The sequence below is a fragment of the Micromonospora rosaria genome, from assembly GCF_001567585.1.
GTDB classification, from domain to species: Bacteria; Actinomycetota; Actinomycetes; order Mycobacteriales; family Micromonosporaceae; genus Micromonospora; species Micromonospora rosaria.
The window spans coordinates 23,488-41,427 of sequence record NZ_LRQV01000003.1; the positions used below are offsets into that span (position 1 = coordinate 23,488).

15 protein-coding genes and 1 riboswitch are annotated in these 17,940 nt (G+C 72.8%); of the genes, 2 read left to right on the plus strand and 13 right to left on the minus strand.

Translation table 11 applies throughout. From position 1 onward, the window contains the following. Positions 1-311: 311 nt before the first annotated feature. Positions 312-1,703, plus strand: coding sequence for an acyl-CoA synthetase (locus AWW66_RS01520; RefSeq protein WP_067359484.1), 1,392 nt, complete (start codon positions 312-314; stop codon positions 1,701-1,703). 60 nt (positions 1,704-1,763) lie between these two features. On the opposite strand, the gene AWW66_RS01525 is transcribed toward AWW66_RS01520, so the two are convergent. Beyond that, positions 1,764-2,273 carry a hypothetical protein gene (locus AWW66_RS01525; protein WP_067359485.1) on the minus strand — a complete coding sequence of 170 codons (510 nt, stop codon included), beginning with the start codon at positions 2,271-2,273 and terminating at the stop codon, positions 1,764-1,766. 517 nt (positions 2,274-2,790) lie between these two features. Next, positions 2,791-3,001: riboswitch (cobalamin riboswitch) on the plus strand. A 112-nt stretch (positions 3,002-3,113) separates the two neighbouring features. On the opposite strand from AWW66_RS01525, the gene metE reads away from it, so the two are divergent. Further along, on the plus strand, positions 3,114-5,351 hold the full coding sequence (gene metE, locus AWW66_RS01530; RefSeq protein ID WP_067359486.1) for a 5-methyltetrahydropteroyltriglutamate--homocysteine S-methyltransferase: 2,238 nt from the start codon (positions 3,114-3,116) through the stop codon (positions 5,349-5,351). A 100-nt stretch (positions 5,352-5,451) separates the two neighbouring features. Here the strand turns inward: metE and AWW66_RS01535 are convergent, their stop codons facing one another. The 12 genes from AWW66_RS01535 to AWW66_RS01590 form a co-directional block, all read right to left on the minus strand. Further along, on the minus strand, positions 5,452-5,712 hold the full coding sequence (locus AWW66_RS01535) for a hypothetical protein (RefSeq protein ID WP_067359487.1): 261 nt from the start codon (positions 5,710-5,712) through the stop codon (positions 5,452-5,454). Positions 5,713-5,717: 5 nt separating this feature from the next. Beyond that, the gene (locus tag AWW66_RS01540; RefSeq protein ID WP_067359488.1) at positions 5,718-6,332 is read right to left on the minus strand and encodes a superoxide dismutase; all 615 of its coding nucleotides are present in this window, start codon (positions 6,330-6,332) and stop codon (positions 5,718-5,720) included. A gap of 380 nt (positions 6,333-6,712) precedes the next feature. After that, positions 6,713-7,252, minus strand: a complete 540-nt coding sequence (locus tag AWW66_RS01545; RefSeq protein ID WP_067359489.1) for an SRPBCC family protein — start codon at positions 7,250-7,252, stop codon at positions 6,713-6,715. 445 nt (positions 7,253-7,697) lie between these two features. Continuing rightward, complete coding sequence (locus AWW66_RS01550; RefSeq protein WP_067359490.1) at positions 7,698-9,113, minus strand: hypothetical protein; 1,416 nt, start codon at positions 9,111-9,113, stop codon at positions 7,698-7,700. 217 nt (positions 9,114-9,330) lie between these two features. Further along, the gene (locus AWW66_RS01555; RefSeq protein WP_067359491.1) at positions 9,331-10,194 is read right to left on the minus strand and encodes an alpha/beta fold hydrolase; all 864 of its coding nucleotides are present in this window, start codon (positions 10,192-10,194) and stop codon (positions 9,331-9,333) included. A 151-nt stretch (positions 10,195-10,345) separates the two neighbouring features. Further along, on the minus strand, positions 10,346-11,959 hold the full coding sequence (locus AWW66_RS01560) for an FAD-dependent oxidoreductase (RefSeq protein ID WP_067359492.1): 1,614 nt from the start codon (positions 11,957-11,959) through the stop codon (positions 10,346-10,348). Next, positions 11,959-12,666, minus strand: a complete 708-nt coding sequence (locus AWW66_RS01565) for a GntR family transcriptional regulator (RefSeq protein ID WP_067359493.1) — start codon at positions 12,664-12,666, stop codon at positions 11,959-11,961. Before AWW66_RS01565 ends, AWW66_RS01560 begins: the two co-directional genes overlap by 1 nt. Continuing rightward, entirely contained in the window at positions 12,663-13,352 is a 690-nt protein-coding gene (locus tag AWW66_RS01570; RefSeq protein WP_067359494.1) for an N-acetylmannosamine-6-phosphate 2-epimerase, read from the minus strand. Before AWW66_RS01570 ends, AWW66_RS01565 begins: the two co-directional genes overlap by 4 nt. Next, entirely contained in the window at positions 13,349-14,323 is a 975-nt protein-coding gene (locus AWW66_RS01575) for an N-acetylglucosamine kinase (RefSeq protein WP_067359495.1), read from the minus strand. The genes AWW66_RS01570 and AWW66_RS01575 overlap by 4 nt, the downstream gene beginning before the upstream one ends. Next, a complete protein-coding gene (locus tag AWW66_RS01580; RefSeq protein WP_067359496.1) occupies positions 14,323-15,342 on the minus strand; it encodes an ABC transporter ATP-binding protein in 1,020 nt (339 codons plus the stop codon). Before AWW66_RS01580 ends, AWW66_RS01575 begins: the two co-directional genes overlap by 1 nt. Next, positions 15,317-16,339, minus strand: a complete 1,023-nt coding sequence (locus AWW66_RS01585; protein ID WP_067359497.1) for an ABC transporter ATP-binding protein — start codon at positions 16,337-16,339, stop codon at positions 15,317-15,319. The genes AWW66_RS01580 and AWW66_RS01585 overlap by 26 nt, the downstream gene beginning before the upstream one ends. An 83-nt stretch (positions 16,340-16,422) precedes the next feature. Then, positions 16,423-17,937 (minus strand): ABC transporter substrate-binding protein, encoded by a 1,515-nt coding sequence (locus tag AWW66_RS01590; RefSeq protein ID WP_067359498.1) that lies wholly within the window; start codon positions 17,935-17,937, stop codon positions 16,423-16,425. Between the last annotated feature and the right edge of the window lie 3 nt (positions 17,938-17,940).

The window sequence follows — 17,940 nt, forward strand, 5'->3', positions numbered from 1 at the left end:
GTCGCGAGCGACGGCCGTGACGCCGGATCGGGCGAGCGGCGGCACGGGCCGGCGGTCAGGCCCGGCTGGAGATGAGGACGGCGGGCCCGGTGCGAACCGGGCCCGCCGTGTTCCCCGCCGCCAGCGGGCCCGCCGTGGGTTCCGCGCCAGCGGGGCCGCCGCCAGCGCGGTCGCCGGTCCCGGCGACCGCGCCGGTGCGCATATCCTTCAGTCGGGTTGCGCCCGCGCGGTATCCGCAGCCCCGGCGGCCGGACGCCGGCCGGTGGGACGACCTGGTCCGCGCCGCCACGGTGTCCTGGAGGGAGAAACGCATGCGGTTGCTCACGGGACTGTCCACGCATCTGCTGGACGTGCCGGACGCGGTCCGGGTCGGCGACGCGACGCTGTCCGGGGAACGGTTGCTGGCCTGTGCCCGCGCCGTCGCCGACGACGTCCGCGGCGCCGGGGTGGTGGCGGTGCACACCGTCCCCACGGCGGAGACCATGGTGGCGGTGGTCGGGGCGCTGCTCGCGGGCGTCGCGGTGGTCCCCCTGCCACCCGACTCCGGTGACGCGGAGACGGCACACATCCTCGGCGACTCCCGCGCGTCGCTGGTCCTCGCGGCGCCGGGGGCGGCCCTGCCGACGACGGTGCCGCTCGTCCCCGTCGACCTGCGCCGCCGGTCGGACACCGGACACCCCGCGCCGGCACCCGGCGACGCCGCGTTGATCATGTACACGAGCGGCACGACCGGGGCACCGAAGGGTGTGCTGCTCTCGCACGCGGCGCTGGAAGCGGGGCTGGACGCCCTGGTCGACGCGTGGCAGTGGAGCCCGGACGACCATCTCGTCCACGGGCTGCCGCTGTTCCACGTGCACGGCCTGGTCCTCGGCGTGCTGGGCGTCCTGCGGGTCGGCTGCCGCCTGACCCACACCGTCCGGCCCCGGCCCGAGGCGTACGCGGCGGCCGGCGGCAGCATGTACTTCGGTGTGCCCACGGTCTGGTCGCGGATCTGCGCCGACCCCGGCTCCGCCCGCGCGCTGGCGGGCAGCCGCCTGCTGGTGTCCGGCAGCGCCGCGCTGCCGGTGCCGGTCTTCCACCGGTTGCACGAGCTGACCGGCCACCGCCCGGTCGAGCGCTACGGCATGACGGAAACCCTGATCACGCTCAGCGGTCGCGCCGACGGAGACCGCCGGCCGGGGCAGGTCGGTCTGCCGCTGCCGGGGGTCGACACCCGGGTCCTCGACGACGCGGGCCAGCAGATCGCCGCCGACGGCGAGACGGTCGGTGACCTGTGGGTACGCGGCCCGATGCTGTTCGACGGCTACCTGCACCAGCCGGAGGCCACCGCCGCTCAGCGGGACGGCGACTGGTTCCGCACCGGTGACATCGCGGCGGTCGGACCGGACGGCTGGCACCGCATCGCCGGGCGCCGCTCCACCGACCTGATCAAGAGCGGCGGGTACCGCGTCGGTGCCGGGGAGGTGGAGAACGCCCTGCTCGCGCACCCGGCGGTCCGGGAGGCGGCGGTGGTCGGCACCCCGCACGACGACCTCGGTCAGCAGATCACCGCGTACGTGGTGGCAGAGACCGTCGACGCCGCCGACCTGATCGACTTCGTGGCCCGGACCCTGTCGGCCCACAAACGTCCCCGGGAGGTCCGCTTCGTCGCGGAGTTGCCCCGCAACGCCATGGGGAAGGTCCAGAAGGCGCTGCTGCACTGAGCCCCGCCCGCCGCGAGGCCGCCACCGCCGGAGGCCCGGTCGCGGGGTGAGAACCCTCGGCTACGCGCCGCGCTCCTGGTGGGGTACGTCGTCGGCGGTGCCGTCACCACGACCCGGTCCGCGCCGCTCCACGGTGCCCCCGCCGCCCGGACCGGCGGTGCCGGCGTGGAGGACGACCGCCCGGTCGGCGATCAGACGGGTGATCCCGGGATACCAGGACGTGGAGCCGGCGTAGTGCTGCTGGAGCGCCGGGCTGGACGAGAACATGTCCACGATGTACGCCCGCCAGCCGTCCTCGCCGTTCGTGTCCAGGTCCTTCTGCCGGTGCCAGATCCATTCGAAGGTGTCCAGGACCAGTTCCGCCACCGCGCGGATCCGGTACGCGGTCGGGCCGTCGACGTCGACCGGCTTCCCGTCGTAGAAGTACGGCCGGACGTCGGGATACTCGATGAAGGTCTTGTCGAGCTCCCGGAAGAGGCCGATGACGCCGTAGTAGGTGGCGACGCGGTGCGCTTTCCTCGACAGGCGATAACTGTAGACCGCGGACAGCAACGCCGTCACGATCGCCACCAATGCCAGGATGTCCGATGATTCCATGGGGAGTCCCGCGATCTCCGATCTGGGGATGAGGTCTACCGACAGGAACAACGACGCGAACCGGCCGTCAATCCGGGTACACGTCTGCTGAGTTCACCCATATCGCCATTGTCGTCATCGACGCAAGCCGACTCCCCGTTCCTTCCCGCCGGCGGTGCCGACGGCTCCGGCGATCCGGGCGGGGATGTTCGAGTACGGCAGCACCCCCCGGCGGCGGGGTGGCACCGGCAGGGTGCAACGGTCCGCTGCATCCTGGCGACGTTCGAGCACCCCTGCTGCCCGATCGGGTCGCACCGCAGGCGAACCGTCCCGTCATCGAACCGGTCCGGTAGCCTTCCACAAAGGACCTTACGTGGAGGGCATCCCTGGTCAGGACTGACCCTGGCACCGACAGCTGGCGTGCCGATCGCCGATCGCCGTCCGCACGCACCGCGCACCGCCACCGGTTCACCGGGACAGGGCCGAACCCGGCCGTCGCCGACCGGGCCGTAGGATGGCGGGCGGAGCTGGTTCGCCCGATCCGTGAGGGTGGGGCGTCGTAAGAGGGAACCCGGTGCGAGACCGGGACTGCCCCGCAGCGGTGAGTGGGAACGACCGCCGTCACCAGAGCACTGGACCGCGAGGTCTGGGAAGCGACGGCCAGTAGGCGACCAGGTGTCACGCCCACGAGTCCGAAGACCTGCCAGCGCTGCGCACACCGCCGGTGTGCGCCGCCGGCGGTCCCTCGGGAGGGCCAGGGCGGAAGCCGGTGCCTCGCCGCACCCCGCCTTCCCCCTCCCGTGCCCGCCGGGCACCTCGAGGGAAGGACCACCTGTGAGCACCGCATTCGGTCAGAGCACCGTGCTCGGGTACCCGCGCATCGGCGCCAACCGCGAGCTGAAGAAGGCCGTCGAGGCCTACTGGGCCGGCGCCATCGACGCCACCGTCCTGGAGCGCACCGGCGCCACCCTGCGCGCCGAGGTCTGGCGGACGCTGCGCAACGCCCGCCTCGACGCGATCCCGTCGAACACCTTCTCCTACTACGACCACATGCTCGACACCGCCGTCGCCGTCGGCGCGATCCCGCACCGCTTCGCCCGGCTCGGCCTCTCCGAGCTGGACACCTACTTCGCCATGGCCCGGGGTGTCGACGCCGAGCCGGCGTTGGAGCTGACGAAGTGGTTCGCCACCAACTACCACTACCTGGTACCGGAGATCGGCCCGGACACCGTCTTCGCCCCGAACCCGGCCAAGGCGCTGCGCGAGTACGGCGAGGCCCGGGACCTGGGCGTCACCACCCGGCCGGTGCTGGTCGGGCCGGCCACGTTCCTGCTGCTGGCCAAGGGCGACGAACCGTTCGCCCGCCTCGACGACCTGGTCGACACGTATGTCGGGATCCTCGCCTCGCTGGCCGAGGCGGGTGTGGCCTGGGTGCAGCTCGACGAACCCGGCTACGTCGCCGACCGCAGCCCGGCCGAGATCGACGCCCTGCGGCGGGCCTACACCCGGCTCGGTGAGGCCACGCACCGGCCCCGGATCTTCGTCGCCACCTACTTCGGTGACCTCGGGGACGCGCTGCCGGCGCTGCTGGCCACCCCGGTCGAGGCGATCGGCCTGGACCTGGTCGCCGGGCCGGGCAACCTCGAGCGCCTCGCCGCCGCCGGTCCGCTGCGCGGCACGACCGTCGTCGCCGGGCTGGTCGACGGTCACAACATCTGGCGGACCGACCTGCGCGCCGCCGTCACGGCCGGGGCGACGGTCGCCGGGCTGGCCGACCACTTCGCGGTGTCCACGTCCTGCTCGCTGCTGCACGTGCCGGTCGACCTGTCCGTCGAGACCCGCCTCGACGCGCGCCTGTACGAGCGGCTCGCGTTCGCCCGGCAGAAGGTGGACGAGGTCGTCCTGCTCGGGCGGGCGCTGCGCGACGGCACCGCGCACCTGCCCGCGCCGCTGCCTCCCGCCCCGGCGGCGTGGCGCAACGACGACGTCCGGGCCCGGCTCGCCGCGCTCGGCCCCGCCGACCGGCAGCGCGGCGGCTACGGTGAGCGGGCCGCCCGCCAGCAGGAACGGCTGCGGTTGCCGGAGCTGCCCACCACCACGATCGGCTCGTTCCCGCAGACCGGCGAGCTGCGCCGGGCCCGGGCCGCGCACCGGGCCGGCACCCTCGACGACGCCGGCTACACGGCGCGGATGCGCGCCGAGGTCGAGCACGTCGTCCGGTTGCAGGAGCAGCTCGGCCTGGACGTGCTCGTGCACGGCGAACCGGAACGCAACGACATGGTCCAGTACTTCGGCGAGCAGCTCGACGGGTTCGCCGCGACCGAGCACGGCTGGGTGCAGTCCTACGGCTCCCGCTGCGTCCGCCCGCCGGTCATCTACGGGGACGTGGCCCGCCCGGCGCCCATGACGGTCGAGTGGTCCAGCTACGCCCAGTCGCTGACCGGCAAGCCGGTCAAGGGCATGCTCACCGGCCCGGTCACGATCCTCGCCTGGTCGTTCGTCCGCGACGACCAGCCTCTCGCGGACACCGCCGACCAGGTCGCGCTCGCCCTGCGCGACGAGTGCCGCGACCTGGAGGCCGCCGGGATCCGGGTCATCCAGGTCGACGAGCCGGCGCTACGGGAGACCCTGCCGCTGCGGGCCGCCGACCACCCGGCGTACCTGGACTGGGCGGTGGGCGCGTTCCGCCTGGCCACCGCCGGCGTGGCCGACGACACCCAGATCCACACCCACCTGTGCTACTCCGAGTTCGGCGACGTGATCAACGCCATCGACGCCCTCGACGCCGACGTCACGAGCATCGAGGCGTCCCGCTCCAAGATGGAGGTCCTCGACGACCTCGCCGCGATCGGGTACCGGCGGGGCGTCGGCCCCGGCGTGTGGGACATCCACTCCCCCCGGGTGCCCTCCCTCGACGAGGTGGTCGAGGCGCTGCGCCGGGCCGTCGCGGCCGTGCCGGCCCGGCGGCTGTGGGTCAACCCGGACTGCGGCCTGAAGACCCGCGCCTACCCCGAGGTCGAGGCGTCCCTGCGGCGCCTGGTCGCTGCCGCCGCCGAGGTCCGCAACCGCTGACCTCCCCGCGCCGGGCGGACCCTTCCCGGGTTCGCCCGGCGCGGTCCGGTCGGAGTAGCGGCGGGTGTCGGCTACCCCGAGCCGGATGATCACCTGCCGGTCAGGTGTCGGGCTGTCCGGCGGTGGCGGCCACGAGCAGCGACAGTTCCCGGACGAGGTCGTCCAGGGACTGGCCGCTGTGCGTCCGGAGCAGTCCGAGGGTGAGGTCGGCCAGCAGGTAGAAGCCGAGGGTCTTCGCCTGCTCGGAGCTGAACGCGGCGAGCAGTTCCTCGGCGTCGGCGAGATCACCGCGGTGTGTGGCGGCGATGACCCCGGCGGCGCGTTGCACCAGCTCCGCCGTGGCAGGGGTGGGGCCGGTCACGCCACTCAGACCTTCGGCGTGGCGGCGCGGGCGGCGTCGAACCGGGCGATCACGTCCGACCAGTTGACCAGGTTCCATAGCCGGTCGACGTAGTCCGGCCGGACGTTCTTGTACTGCAGGTAGTAGGCATGCTCCCAGGCGTCGAAGACCAGCAGCGGGGTGGCGCCCTGCCCCACGTTGCCGTGGTGGTCGTACACCTGCTCCACGATCAGCCGCTGCCCGAGCGGCTCCCAGGCCAGCACACCCCAGCCGGAGCCCTGCACGCTCTTGGTCGCCGCTGACAGCTGCCCGGCGAACGCGTCGAACGAGCCGAAGTGCTCGTCGATCGCCGCCGCCAACTCGCCGTCCGGACGGTCGCCGCCCTCCGGGGACAGGTTGCCCCAGAAGATCGTGTGCAGGACGTGCCCCGACAGGTTGAACGCGAAGGTCTTCTCCAGACCCACCACCGTGCTGAAGTCCCCCTTGGCGCGGGCCTCGGCGAGCTGCTCCAGACCATCGTTGGCGCCCTTGACGTACGCGGCGTGGTGCTTGCTGTGGTGCAGCTCCAGGATCTGCCCGGACATCGCCGGCTCCAAGGCACCGTAGTCGTACGGCATGTCGGGCAGGTTGTAGACCGCCATCAGAACTCCTTCACCCCTTGATGCGAATCTGTGGTTGTTGCCAACATAGTGCAACAGGGTGGGGTTATCGTGCCCAGGAGTCACGATCGGTCCCCGCCGGAGGCCGATCGGATGGCAGCCGCGTTGACCCACAAACACCACGGCGCGGCATACTCGCTGACCTCACTGGCGAGGCAGGCCACTGCGGGCGCCTCGCGGCTCCCGAGCCGTGACGTCCTACCGGGCCGTCGGAACCGAGTTGCCGGCCCGACGCGGACGGCTGCCGGCTGCTGCGGCCGACCGGCAGAACACGAGGCGTCCGGGACGGCCGACATGGGCGATCTCGGCCGCGTCCCGAGTGCCTGTGCCTCCCTGTGGGGCCTGCAGGCACTGCGGCAGGATCAACGCCTACGCTCGCCACGCCCCGCGATCGGCTGCCGGCTCCCCACTGGCGGGTGATCCCGGTGGGTGCCAGCAGCGGCTCCGAGGTCGTGGGACTGCGTGAATTCCCGGTGTACGGCCAGGTCTTCCACGCGGTGCAGGGTCTCCGCGTTACGGGGGCGCAGCAGCAGTGACATGAGGGCTTTCGGGAGGAACCGGGCGGCTCCGGAGACCGCCATCCAGCCCATCCGTACGCAAGTGGTGGTGTCCGAGACACGCTCCAGGGTCAGGCGGACACGGGCGATGCCGAGTGGCCCGGCGTGCGCTTCGAGTTCGAGTATCCGGTTCGGTTCCATCTCGCGTACGACGGTCCGATCGTTGACCTGCAGTGGCCAGGGGCCCAGCCGGTGGTGCACTTGGGCGCCCACTGCGGGCCAGCCGGCGTCGACGGCCCGGATGTGGGCGGCACCGACAACCCAACTGGCGTAGCTCCAACCATCCGCGAGCACCGCGAAGACCCTCTCGGAAGAGGTGCGTATGGTGCGGTGGACCTCGATCATCACGTCTCCTTGCCTCCGGCCCGGCACGGGTTCCCTGCCGAGTCGGAAGCAAACGGCGTCGCCAGCTGGCCGCCCGGATCAGCCTGGGCGGTACGGGGAGTCGGTTCGGCAGCGATCAACCCGATCGACACGGCGGCGGCCACCATCCCGGCAAGCGCGGGGAGAATCTGGACGCGGCGAGATGCCACGGGGTTGGCCGTGGTCGTGGCAGGATCACGCAGGCGAGTCGTCCGTCCTCGAAAGGTACGCCGCCAGCGTTGCGGCGCACATGTCGATGGCACGCCCAGGAAGCGTCACCCGGTCACCCGCGAAATCGACGGCAGCGCACATGCCTCGTGTACGCGACGCGGGCAGGTCTTCGGGGGCGCGTCCGGTGAATGGTGGCCACGAATCGCCGCGGGTGGGTGTGCGGCGGTCAGGCTGCCGGGGCCACTGCCGGGCGGCGTCACACGGGCTGAGGTGCCCCCGGGACCCGTGCCGCGGCACCGGGCCGGGTCAGGGTGCCTCCGGACCGCTCGCGCACCGGCGCGTGCCGGCGTCGGAGCCGTTCCACGACCCACATCAGGGCAGCGAGGGCCACGACCACCCGCAGGGTCGTGATGACGGTCTGCGGGCCCGACCCGTACAGCAGGGCGCACTGCGCCAACCCGAACACGCACACCGCCCGCAGGGTGGTGACAACCCGCAGCAGCGCCGCCTCCACCCCGGCCACGGCCATGGCGAGGAGCACCGCGATCACGATCAGCCCGACCGCGCCGTAGTAGGCGACCGCCGTCCCGAGGATGGTGGGCAACCAGTCGACGCGCTGGGACAGCCCGAAGGCCCGCGCGATGTAGGCCTCCTCGCTGCGGGACTCGAGGGTGCGGCTGGCCACCTTGTCCGGCACGAGCAGGCTCGGTGCGAGCATGGTCAGGTTGTTTCCCACCGTCGCCAGGCCGATCGGCTCGCCGCTGCCGCGCAGCCCCTGGTAGACGATGGCCGCGAAGGTGTTGCCGTCGAAGCGGTACACGACGTCGTCCAGGATCGCCTGCCGGCTCTCGCCGGTGTGCATCCGCCCGGCACCCTCGACCAGGGCCGTCAGCCGCCCGCCGCTGCCCTCCCCCGCGTGGAACACCTCCCGGCCGGCGACCGCCCGGGTCGACGAGATCAGCGCGGTGGCCGCCGTCAGCACCACCACGATCATGGCGATCTGCCGCCGCGACGGCCGCACCCCGTGCATCGCCGCGCCCACGACGGTGAGCACCCCGGCGAAGACGATCATCGCTCGGGTGCCGGCCACGACCAGGGCCAGGCTCTCCACCAGGAGTACGGGCAGCAGCCACCGCATGCCGTAACGGATCACCACCACCGCTCCGGCCAACGCGATCAAGGGGACCAGGAACTGCCCTGCCAGGTCCACCAGGATCCCCTCGCGTTCCGGGATCACCTCGTCCGCCCGGGCCGGGGCGAGTGGTTGCAGCGCCCCCCGCCCCTGCCACGTCGCCGCGAGCAACGGCACCACCAGCACGAGCAGCCACCGCATCCGGAGCCGGTGCAGTCCCGCGCCCCGGTCGACCGGTCCCGCCGGCCCGCGCCGCCGACTCCAGCCGACGAGCGCACCGTAGACCGCGCCATAGGCGGCGATCGCCACCGAGACGAGCAGTGTCCAGGCATCGACGGCAGCCTGATCCAGGTAGGCGCGGAAGAAGTTCCGGCCCGGCCACAGCCACTGCATCACCTCGGTAACCCCGTGGAAGACCACCGCGACCAGCAGCATCAGGGCTCCCGGTCGGCGTACCCACTCACCGCCGATGGCCAGGTGCACCCAGAGCACGGTGGCTGCCTGGACGAGCAGCCCGGCCACGACCGACATGGTCAACATCTCTGCGCTCCGCCTTCCCCGGCCACGGTGTTGAACGGCGGCGGGACCGGCCCGAGGCACACCTACCGCTGACTGATCAACGGAGCACGGAGCTGATGGTGACTCGTCTGGTGGGACCCCGGCGCACGTCGCGTTCCCCGCACGGCTACCGCCTCCGGGTACGAGACGCCGGACCAGAGGCACGACGCCACACTATGGCTGCGGACGGGCGGTACCGTCACGAGAGGAACCGGTGCACCGCCGCCACCAGATCGTCGGGGTTCTCCTCGGCGACGTGGTGTCCGGCCTCGACCGGGTGACCGCGCAGATCGTCGGCCCACGGGCGCCAGACGGCCAGCGGATCACCGTAGAGGTCTTCCAGGTCGTCCCGGGTCGACCACAGCACCAGCGTCGGGCAGCGAACGGTGCGACCGGCACGCCGGTCGGCCTCCTCGTGCGCCCGGTCAACGCCGAGGCCAGCCCGGTAGTCCTCCAGCATCGCCCGTACGGTGGCCGGGTCATGGATGGCATCCCGGAACTCCTGGTAGTTCTCGGCGCCCATGCTCTCCGGCCGCGCCTGGCCGGCGTACCAGGCATCGGGGTCGACGGTGATGGCCCGCTCCGGCTTGTCGGGCTGGGCGAAGAAGAACCAGTGGTACCAGTCATGGGCGAACGTCGCGTCACACCTGGCCAGGGCCTCACTGATGGGTACACCGTCGATGACGACCAGGTGACCGACCGCGTCGGGGTGATCCAGCGCCAGGCGTAACGCCACATACGATCCGCGGTCGTGCCCGACCACAGCGAACGTCGGATGGCCCAACTCCTCCATCAGCCGCACCATGTCCGCCGCGACCACCCGCTTGGACTGCTGGGAGTGGTCCGCGAGCACCGTCGCCGTGCCGGACTGCCCGTAGCCGCGCATGTCGGGACAGACGACGGTGAACCCGCGATCCACCAGCGGCGGCGCGACCCGATGCCACGTCGATCCGGTACGCGGGTGCCCGTGGATCAGGAGAACCGGTGGTCCTTGCCCGGCGTGCCGGACCCGGAGGTCCACCTCCCCGACGTCGATCCGTTCGTCCTCGAAGCCGTCGAACATGCGCGACGAGTATCCGGGCCGCCCGGCGGGCAAACACCCGCGCCTCGGCTACCGGTCCGCGCGACGCCGGATCGACCTCGCCGTCACGTCCCGGCGTTCGTCCGCCTCGGGCGCGAGCCGGCACCCGGCGATGCGCCGCCGCACCGCGAGGTCAGCGCTGCGGGGGAACGGTCACGCCGGCCGGCCAGTGCCGGTCGACGCCGCGCCGGTCCAGTTCGGCCTGGAAGTCCTCCAGCAGCTTCGCGGTGTCCCGCACGCCGTGCGGCGAGGTCTGGCGGTCCAGGCAGTACGCGGCGAGCGCGCCCGCCGCCTCGCCGATCGACCACTCGGCCGGATGCACCCGGTAGCAGCCGTTGGTGATGTGGGTCGTCCCGATCGTCTTGCCGGCCGCGACCACGTTCGTGACCCGTCTGGGCAGCAGCGCGCCGAGCGGGATCTCGAACGGGTGCGCCGCCACGTCGAGGTAGCCGTCGCCGCCGGTGGTCGGGTGCAGGTCGATCCGGTAGTGGCCGGTGCCGACGGAGTCGTGGTACCGCACCGCCCCGGCGTCTCCCCGGACGGCGACGGACAGGTCCTGCTCGGTCGGGGTCGTCACCGCCTCCAGCCGGCGGGCTTCACGGATGTACGGGGCCTGGGCGAAGCCGTCGACGGTGCCGGTGACGTCGGGTCGCAGCCGCAGTCCGGGATAGCCGGTGCCGCCGTCGGGCCGGGGTGCCTCGGTCTGCAGCCAGTACAGGAACGCCTGGCTGAACTCCTTGGCCCGGCGCAGGTGCCGCTCGGCGTCGGGGACGCCGAACAGCGGTCCGTCGAGGTAGTCGGTCATCGGCCAGTTGACGATCGTGACGTCGCTGGTCAGCAGGCCGGGCCGGAACGCCTGCCGGTCCAGGATCCGCCGGTAGGTCCACAGTTCCGGGGCGAGCAGCGCCTCCTCCATGGAGGTGGTGGCCGTCGCCGACGGGTTGGGGGTGAACCGGCCGGTGATCGGCTCGCCGGTGCGCGGGTCGGGGTACGTCCAGCTGAAGAGTCGGCCGGGCCAGCCCGGTGCGGACATGGTCCGCCAGTGGGCGTAGTCGGCCGGCCGGTCGACGGTGTGGTCGCCGTCGACGTGGTCGAGCGCGAAGCAGACGGTGGCGGCCTGCATGTTCAGCGGCGCCGCCTCGCGGGGCGCGCTCGGCTCGCCGGTCTGCGCCTGTGACTCGGTACCGGTGCGGTGTTCGATGCCGGCCAGAGCCAGCAGGTCGCCGGTCTCGCTGGCCTCCAGCACCAGCCGGGCGCCGATGTGGCGGACGGTGCCGTCGGCCAGCCGTACGGCGACGCCGGTGACCGTGTCGCCGTCGGTGTGGGCGCGTTCGAGCCGCGCCCGGGTGTGGACGGTCAGCCGTCCGGACGCGCGCCAGGGGGCGGTCATCGCCCGGAGCACGGCCAGCGCCGCCCGGGGTTCGTGGCACAGCGGGCTGACCCAGCCGTTGCCGGGGTTGAGCAGGTCGGTGGGGTCGGCCAGGGGGTACCAGGCGCGGTAGTGGTCGCGGACACCCTGCCGGAAGCGGCGGTAGGCGCGGGTCGAGCCGTGGCTCTCGATGAAGCGGTGCTCGTCCGGTGGCACCGCCTGGGAGGTGAGCTGCCCGCCGATCCACTCGTACGGCTCGATGACGACGACGCGGGCGCCGCCCTCGCAGGCGGCGACGGCGGCGGCGATTCCGCCCACTCCCCCGCCGACGACCAGGACGTCGGTGAACTCCTCGGCGGTTGTCGTACCCGTGCCCATCAGTCGTCCTCGCCTCGTCGTGCGGTCAGTGAGAAGTGGTAGCGGTCGCCGCGGTAGTAGGAGACGGCGCGTTCGATCGCCCGGCCGCGTCCGTCGTAGCCGAGGCGGCGTACCTCGAGCAGCGCGGCGGCGGCCGGGATCTCCAGCAGGTCGCACTGCCGGCTGGTGGGTACGACGGCGGCGATCATCTGCTGGGCGACGGTGACCTGGATGTTGTAGCGGTCCTTCATGGTCTCGTAGAGGCCGCCGCCGAGGTCCTCGACCAGCAGTCCGGGAAAGAGGTCGGCGGGGAGGTGGACCTCTTCGAGGCACATCGGGGCGCCGTCGGCGAGTCGCAGCCGTTCGATCCGGTAGAGCAGCGATCCTTCGGGCAGGCCGAGTTCGGTGGCGACGGCGTCGCGGGCGACGACCGCGTCGGTGGTGATCGTCTTGCTGCTCGGGATGAGCCCGCGGGCCCGCATGTCCTCGCTGAAGCCGCTGAGGCTGGTGTCCTTGGCGATGCGGGTGTCGGAGACGAAGGTGCCCTGGCCGCGGATGGTGTAGATCACGCCGGTGTCGAGCAGTTCGCGCAGCGCCTGGCGCAGCGTGGTCCGGCTGACGCCGAGTTCCTCGGCGAGGTCGCGTTCGCGGGGCAACGCCGCGTGCGGTGCCAGGGCGGAGACGCGGTGACGCAGTTCCGCGCGGACATGGCTGATCTTGGTGGTCATGACGGCTCCACTGTGGGGTGTGGGCAGGCCTGCGCGAACCAGCGCGTGGCGTTGACCGGGTCGGAGATGGCGGTGCCGACGACGACCGCCCACGCGCCCTCGACGAATGCCGCCGATACCTGGGCACGGGTACGGTACCGCCCCTCGGCGATCACCGGCACCGGACAACGCCGGGCCAGGGTTCCGACCAGGGCGATGTCCGGCCCTTCCGGAACAGGGCCGCCGGTGTAGCCGGACAGGGTCGTCCCGACCAGGTCGGCTCCGGCGTCGACGGCGGCCAGGGCGGCGTCGAGACTGTCCACGTCGGCCATGAACAGGGCGCCGGCGGCGTGGGCGGCGGAGACGAGGTCGGCGAGTTTCTCCCCGCCGGGCCGGGGCCGGGCGGTGCCGTCGGCGGCGACGATCTGCGCGCCGGCCTGGGCCAGCGCGGTCACGTCCGCGACGGTCGGGGTGATGTAGACGTCGCTGCCGGGGGTGTCGCGCTTGATCAGACCGATGACCGGTACGCCGAGGCCGGCCATGCCGCGGACGTGGGCGATGCCCTGACCGCGCAGGCCGGCGGCGCCGCCGAGGACGACCGCCGACGCCATCGCCATCATGTGCGCGGTGTCCACGAAGGGGCTGTCGCTGTCCTGGGCCTGGCACGAGACGACCAGCCGTCCCCGGATGGCATCGGCCACGTTCATCTGTTCTCTACCTCTTCTGCGATGTCGACCCCTGCGGCGAGGTCGACGTGAACGGTGAGTGCGGCGAGGGGGGTCGGGGTGGTGCGGCCGTCGGACAGGGCCAGGGCGCCGGTGAGCGGGTCACCGGCGGCCGGTACCGGTCGGGCCTGCGGCAGTCCGGCGCGCAGCGCGGCGGTGAACGGGGGCAGCAGCAGGTCGGTGGCGGTGAACAGGCCGCCGGTGCCGGCGACGGGCACCTCGGCCCCGACCGGTCCGCTGCGCCGGACGGCGGCGGTCACCGACTCGGCGAGGAGCCGGCCGGCGCGGTCCCAGATCCGGCGGGCGCCGTCGTGGCCGGCGCGGGCCAGGTCGGCGACGGTGGTGGTGAGGCCGGCGACGTGTTCCGGGGTCGGTGGCTGGTCGCGCCAGCGGGCCGGGAGCGCCTCGACCGGGCCGAAGGCCGCGGTGACCGCGTCGAGCAGCGGGCCGGGCCGGCCGTGGTCGTGGTCCCGCAGGGCCAGCCGGATCGCGGCGCGGCCGATCCAGTGTCCGGAGCCGCGGTCGCCGAGGGCGGCGCCCCAGCCGTCGGCGCGGGCGACGGTGGCACCGAGGGCGAGGACGACGACGCCGGTGCCGGCGGCGACGACGGCGCCGGGGACGGGGCCGAGCGCGCCGAGGTACGCGGTGACGCTGTCGTCGGCGACCCGGAGCGTCCCGTGCCGGACGAGGTCGCGGAGTCCGGCCCGGATCCGGTCCACGGCCGGTGGTTGCCCGTTGAGGCCGGTCATCCCGACGCCGACGTGCACCGGGACGTCCGGGCGGGGTCCGAGGTCGGCCAGGGCGGCCCGGACCGCCTCGACGACCAGGGTGTCGGGGTCGGCGCCCCAGAAGCCGGCGGTGTCGGCGCGGCCGGTGCGGGGGCCGTGGGTGGCGAGGGCGCGGCAGCCGCCCTGGCCGAGGTCGACCCCGACCCGTACGGTGTCGGCGTCCACTACCGCACCGCCGGGTCGAGGGTGGCGCCGCCGGTCAGGCTGGTCTCGGCGTAGTGGCAGGCGACCTCGCGGCCGGCGACCGTCCGCAGTTCCGGTTCGATCTCGGCGCAGCGGGGCTGGGCGAGCCGGCACCGGGTACGGAACCGGCAGCCGGACGGCGGGGAGGCGGGTGAGGGCACCTCGCCGGTGAGCACGATGCGCTCGCGGGGCGGTACCGCCCACGGCCGGGGCACCGGGGCCGCCGAGATCAGCGCCTGGGTGTAGGGGTGGGCGGGGTTGTCGTAGACGGCGGCGGCGGGTCCGGTCTCGACGATCCGGCCGAGGTACATCACGGCGAGGTCGTCGCTGATGTGCCGGACGACGGACAGGTCGTGGGCGATGAACAGGTAGCCCAGGCCGAGGTCCTCGCGCAGGTCGGCGAGGAGGTTCAGGGTCTGTGCCTGGACCGACACGTCCAGGGCGCTGACCGGTTCGTCGCAGACGACGATCCGCGGCGAGAGGGCCAGGGCGCGGGCGATGCCGACCCGCTGGCGTTGGCCGCCGGAGAGTTGGTGCGGGTAACGGTCGGCGAGTTCGGCGGCCAGGCCGACGCGGGCGAGCAGGTCGGCGGTGCGGTCGGCCCACTCGTGGCGGGGTACCCGGTCGCGGTGCACCCGCCAGCCCTCGGTGACGATGAACGACACCTTCTTGCGCGGGTTCAGCGACGAGTACGGGTCCTGGTACACCATCTGGATCTCGGCGGTGAGCCGGCGGCGGGTCGCCGGGTCGGCGTGGTCGACGCGCCGGCCGTCGTACCAGATCTCGCCGCCGGCGGGGCGGCGCAGGCCGACGATGGTGCGGGCCAGGGTCGACTTGCCGCAGCCGGACTCGCCGACGAGGCCGAGGGTGCGGCCGGGGGTGACGGTGAGGCTGAGCCGGTCGACGGCGTGGATGTCCGGCCCCCGGTGGAAGGGGCCGCCGCCGGCGGGGTAGCTGACCCGTAGTTGCCTGACCTCAAGCCGCGCCGTGGCTGTCGACACCGGTCATCACCTCCTGCGCGTAGTGGCATGCCGCCTGGTGGCCGGCGGCGACGATCCGCAGGGTCGGCCGGTCGGTGCGGCAGTTCGGGCGGGCGACGGGGCAGCGGGGGTGGAACGGGCAGCCGGTCGGTGGGTGCAGTGGGGACGGCGGCATGCCCTCGATCGGGGTGAGCCGGGTGCCGGGCCGGTCCGGCGCGGGGATGGAGTTCATCAGTCCCCGGGTGTAGGGGTGGGCCGGGGCGTCGTAGACCTGCCGGAGCGGGCCGGACTCCACGACGGTGCCGGCGTACATGACGGCGACCCGGTCGGCGACGTCGGCGACGACGCCGAGGTCGTGGGTGATGAGGATCATCGCCATGCCGTCGGCCTCGCGCAGGTCCCGCAGCAGGTCCATGATCTGCGCCTGGACGGTCACGTCGAGCGCGGTGGTCGGTTCGTCGGCGATGAGCAGCCGGGGCTGGAGGGCGAGGGCCATGGCGATCACGACGCGTTGCCGCATTCCGCCGGAGAACTGGTGGGGGTAGTCGTGGGCGCGGCGGGCGGCGTGGGGGATGCCGACGCGGTCGAGACCGGCGACGGCCCGGCGCCACGCCTCGCGGCGCGGGAGGCGTTGCCGGACCCGGAACAGTTCGGCGATCTGCTGGCCGACCCGGACGACGGGGTTGAGGGCGGTCAGCGAGTCCTGGAAGACCATGGCGATCTCGGTGGCGGACAGTTCCCGGGTCCGGCGGACCGGTTTGGCGGAGATCTCCTCGCCGGCGTAGCGGATGGTGCCGCGTTCGACGTGGGCGCTGTGTCGGGGCAGCAGCGCCATGACGGTGCGGACGGTGACCGACTTGCCGGACCCGGACTCGCCGAGGATGGCCAGCGTCTCGCCCGCGTCGACGTGGAACGAGACGCCGTCGAGCGCCCGGTAGGTGCCGAGCGGGCCGTCGAAGGACACGACGAGGTCGTCGACGGCCAGCAGTGGCTGGCGGGTGGGCGGTGGTGCGACCATCGGGTCCTCCGGGTCCGGGTCGGGTGGGGCGGTGGTGGCGCCGGCCGGCGGGCGGTGCGGTGCCGGCCGGCGCGCGGTACGGCTCAGCTCAGCGAGACGCCGGCGAAGCTCGGCAGGTCGTTCGGGGTGGGGGTGAATCCGTTGACGCCCGTGCGGAGCACGACGTTGCCGCTGAGGTCGAGCGGGAAGATGCCGACCGCGTCGTCCCAGACGATCTTGCCGGCCTGGGCGTACAGGTCGGCCCGCTTGTCCTGGTCGAGTTCGGCGCGGGCGGCCAGCAGGATCTCGTCGAGCGCGGGGTTGGTGTAGCCGTTGCGCTTGGCGGTCGACAGGTAGAGCCGGGCGAGGGTGAAGTCGGCGTCACCGGTGATCGTGCTGCCGGTGGTCATCGTGCTGTTCCAGTCGAGCTTGAGCAGCTTGTCCAGCCAGGTGGCCCGTTCCAGTTCCTCGGGCTTGACCACGATGCCGACCTTGGCCCAGTCGCTGATCATCGCGTCGGCGAACGAGTTGCCGTTGGTGCAGCAGCCGGTGCTCCACATCATCGAGGTGGTGAACCCGTTCGGGTAGCCGGCCTCGGTGAGCAGTTGCTTGGCCTTGGCGGGGTCGTAGGGGTACGGGTTCTGGGCGGCCGCGCCGAAGATGGCCTCCGGCAGCGGGCCGGTGGCCGGGGTGCCGGCCTGGTCGAACAGGGAGCCGCTGATCGTGGCGAAGTCGACGGCGTGCCACATCGCCCGCCGGACCCGGGCGTCGGTGAACGGCTCACGGGAGCTGTTGAACCAGATGTAGTAGTTCGCGTAGGTGGGGAACGACTGGACGGTCAGGGCGTCGTTGCCGCGCAGGCCGGTCAGCTGGTCCGGCGGCAGTCCCCAGGTCACGTCGATCTCGTTGTTGGTCAGGGCGGTGACCCGGCCGGAGACCTCGGGGATGTAGCGGTAGGAGATGGTGGCGAGCTTCGGCTGGTCGCCCCGGTAGGCGTCGTTGCGGACCAGTTCGACGCTCTGCCCGGCGGTGAACGAGGAGACCTTGAACGGCCCGGTGCCGTACGGGGCGTCGAAGAACGCGCTGTCGGTGATCTTGGCGGCCGGGGCGATCCAGAGCAGGGTGAGGTTGCTCAGCACGGTGCCGAGCGCGCTGCTGGTACGGATCGTCAGGGTGTGCTCGTCGGGGGTGCCGATCTCCTCGACGGTGGCCCACAGGCCCGCCAGGGGCCCTTTGCCGTCGATCAGCGCCTGCAGGGACGCCTTGGCGTCGGCGCTGGTCAGCGGGGTGCCGTCGGCGAACGTGACGTCGTCGCGCAGCGCGAACTGCCAGGTCAGCGGGTCCGGGTTGGTCCAGCTCTCGGCGAGGTTCGGGGCGATCTCGCCGTTGTCGCGGACCACGAGGGTTTCGAAGACCTCCTGGACGACGGTGAGGGTGGGCTGGTCGGCGGAGTTCGCCGCGAACGGGTTCAGCGACACCACCGGGGTGGGGTTCGCCACCCGGAGGGTGCCGGCGCCGTCGCCGGTGCCGGTGGTGCTGTCGGAGTCGAAGGAGCAGGCGGTCAGTCCGAGTACACCGACGAGGGCCAGCGCACCGAGGCGGGTGGTCAGAGATCTCATGTC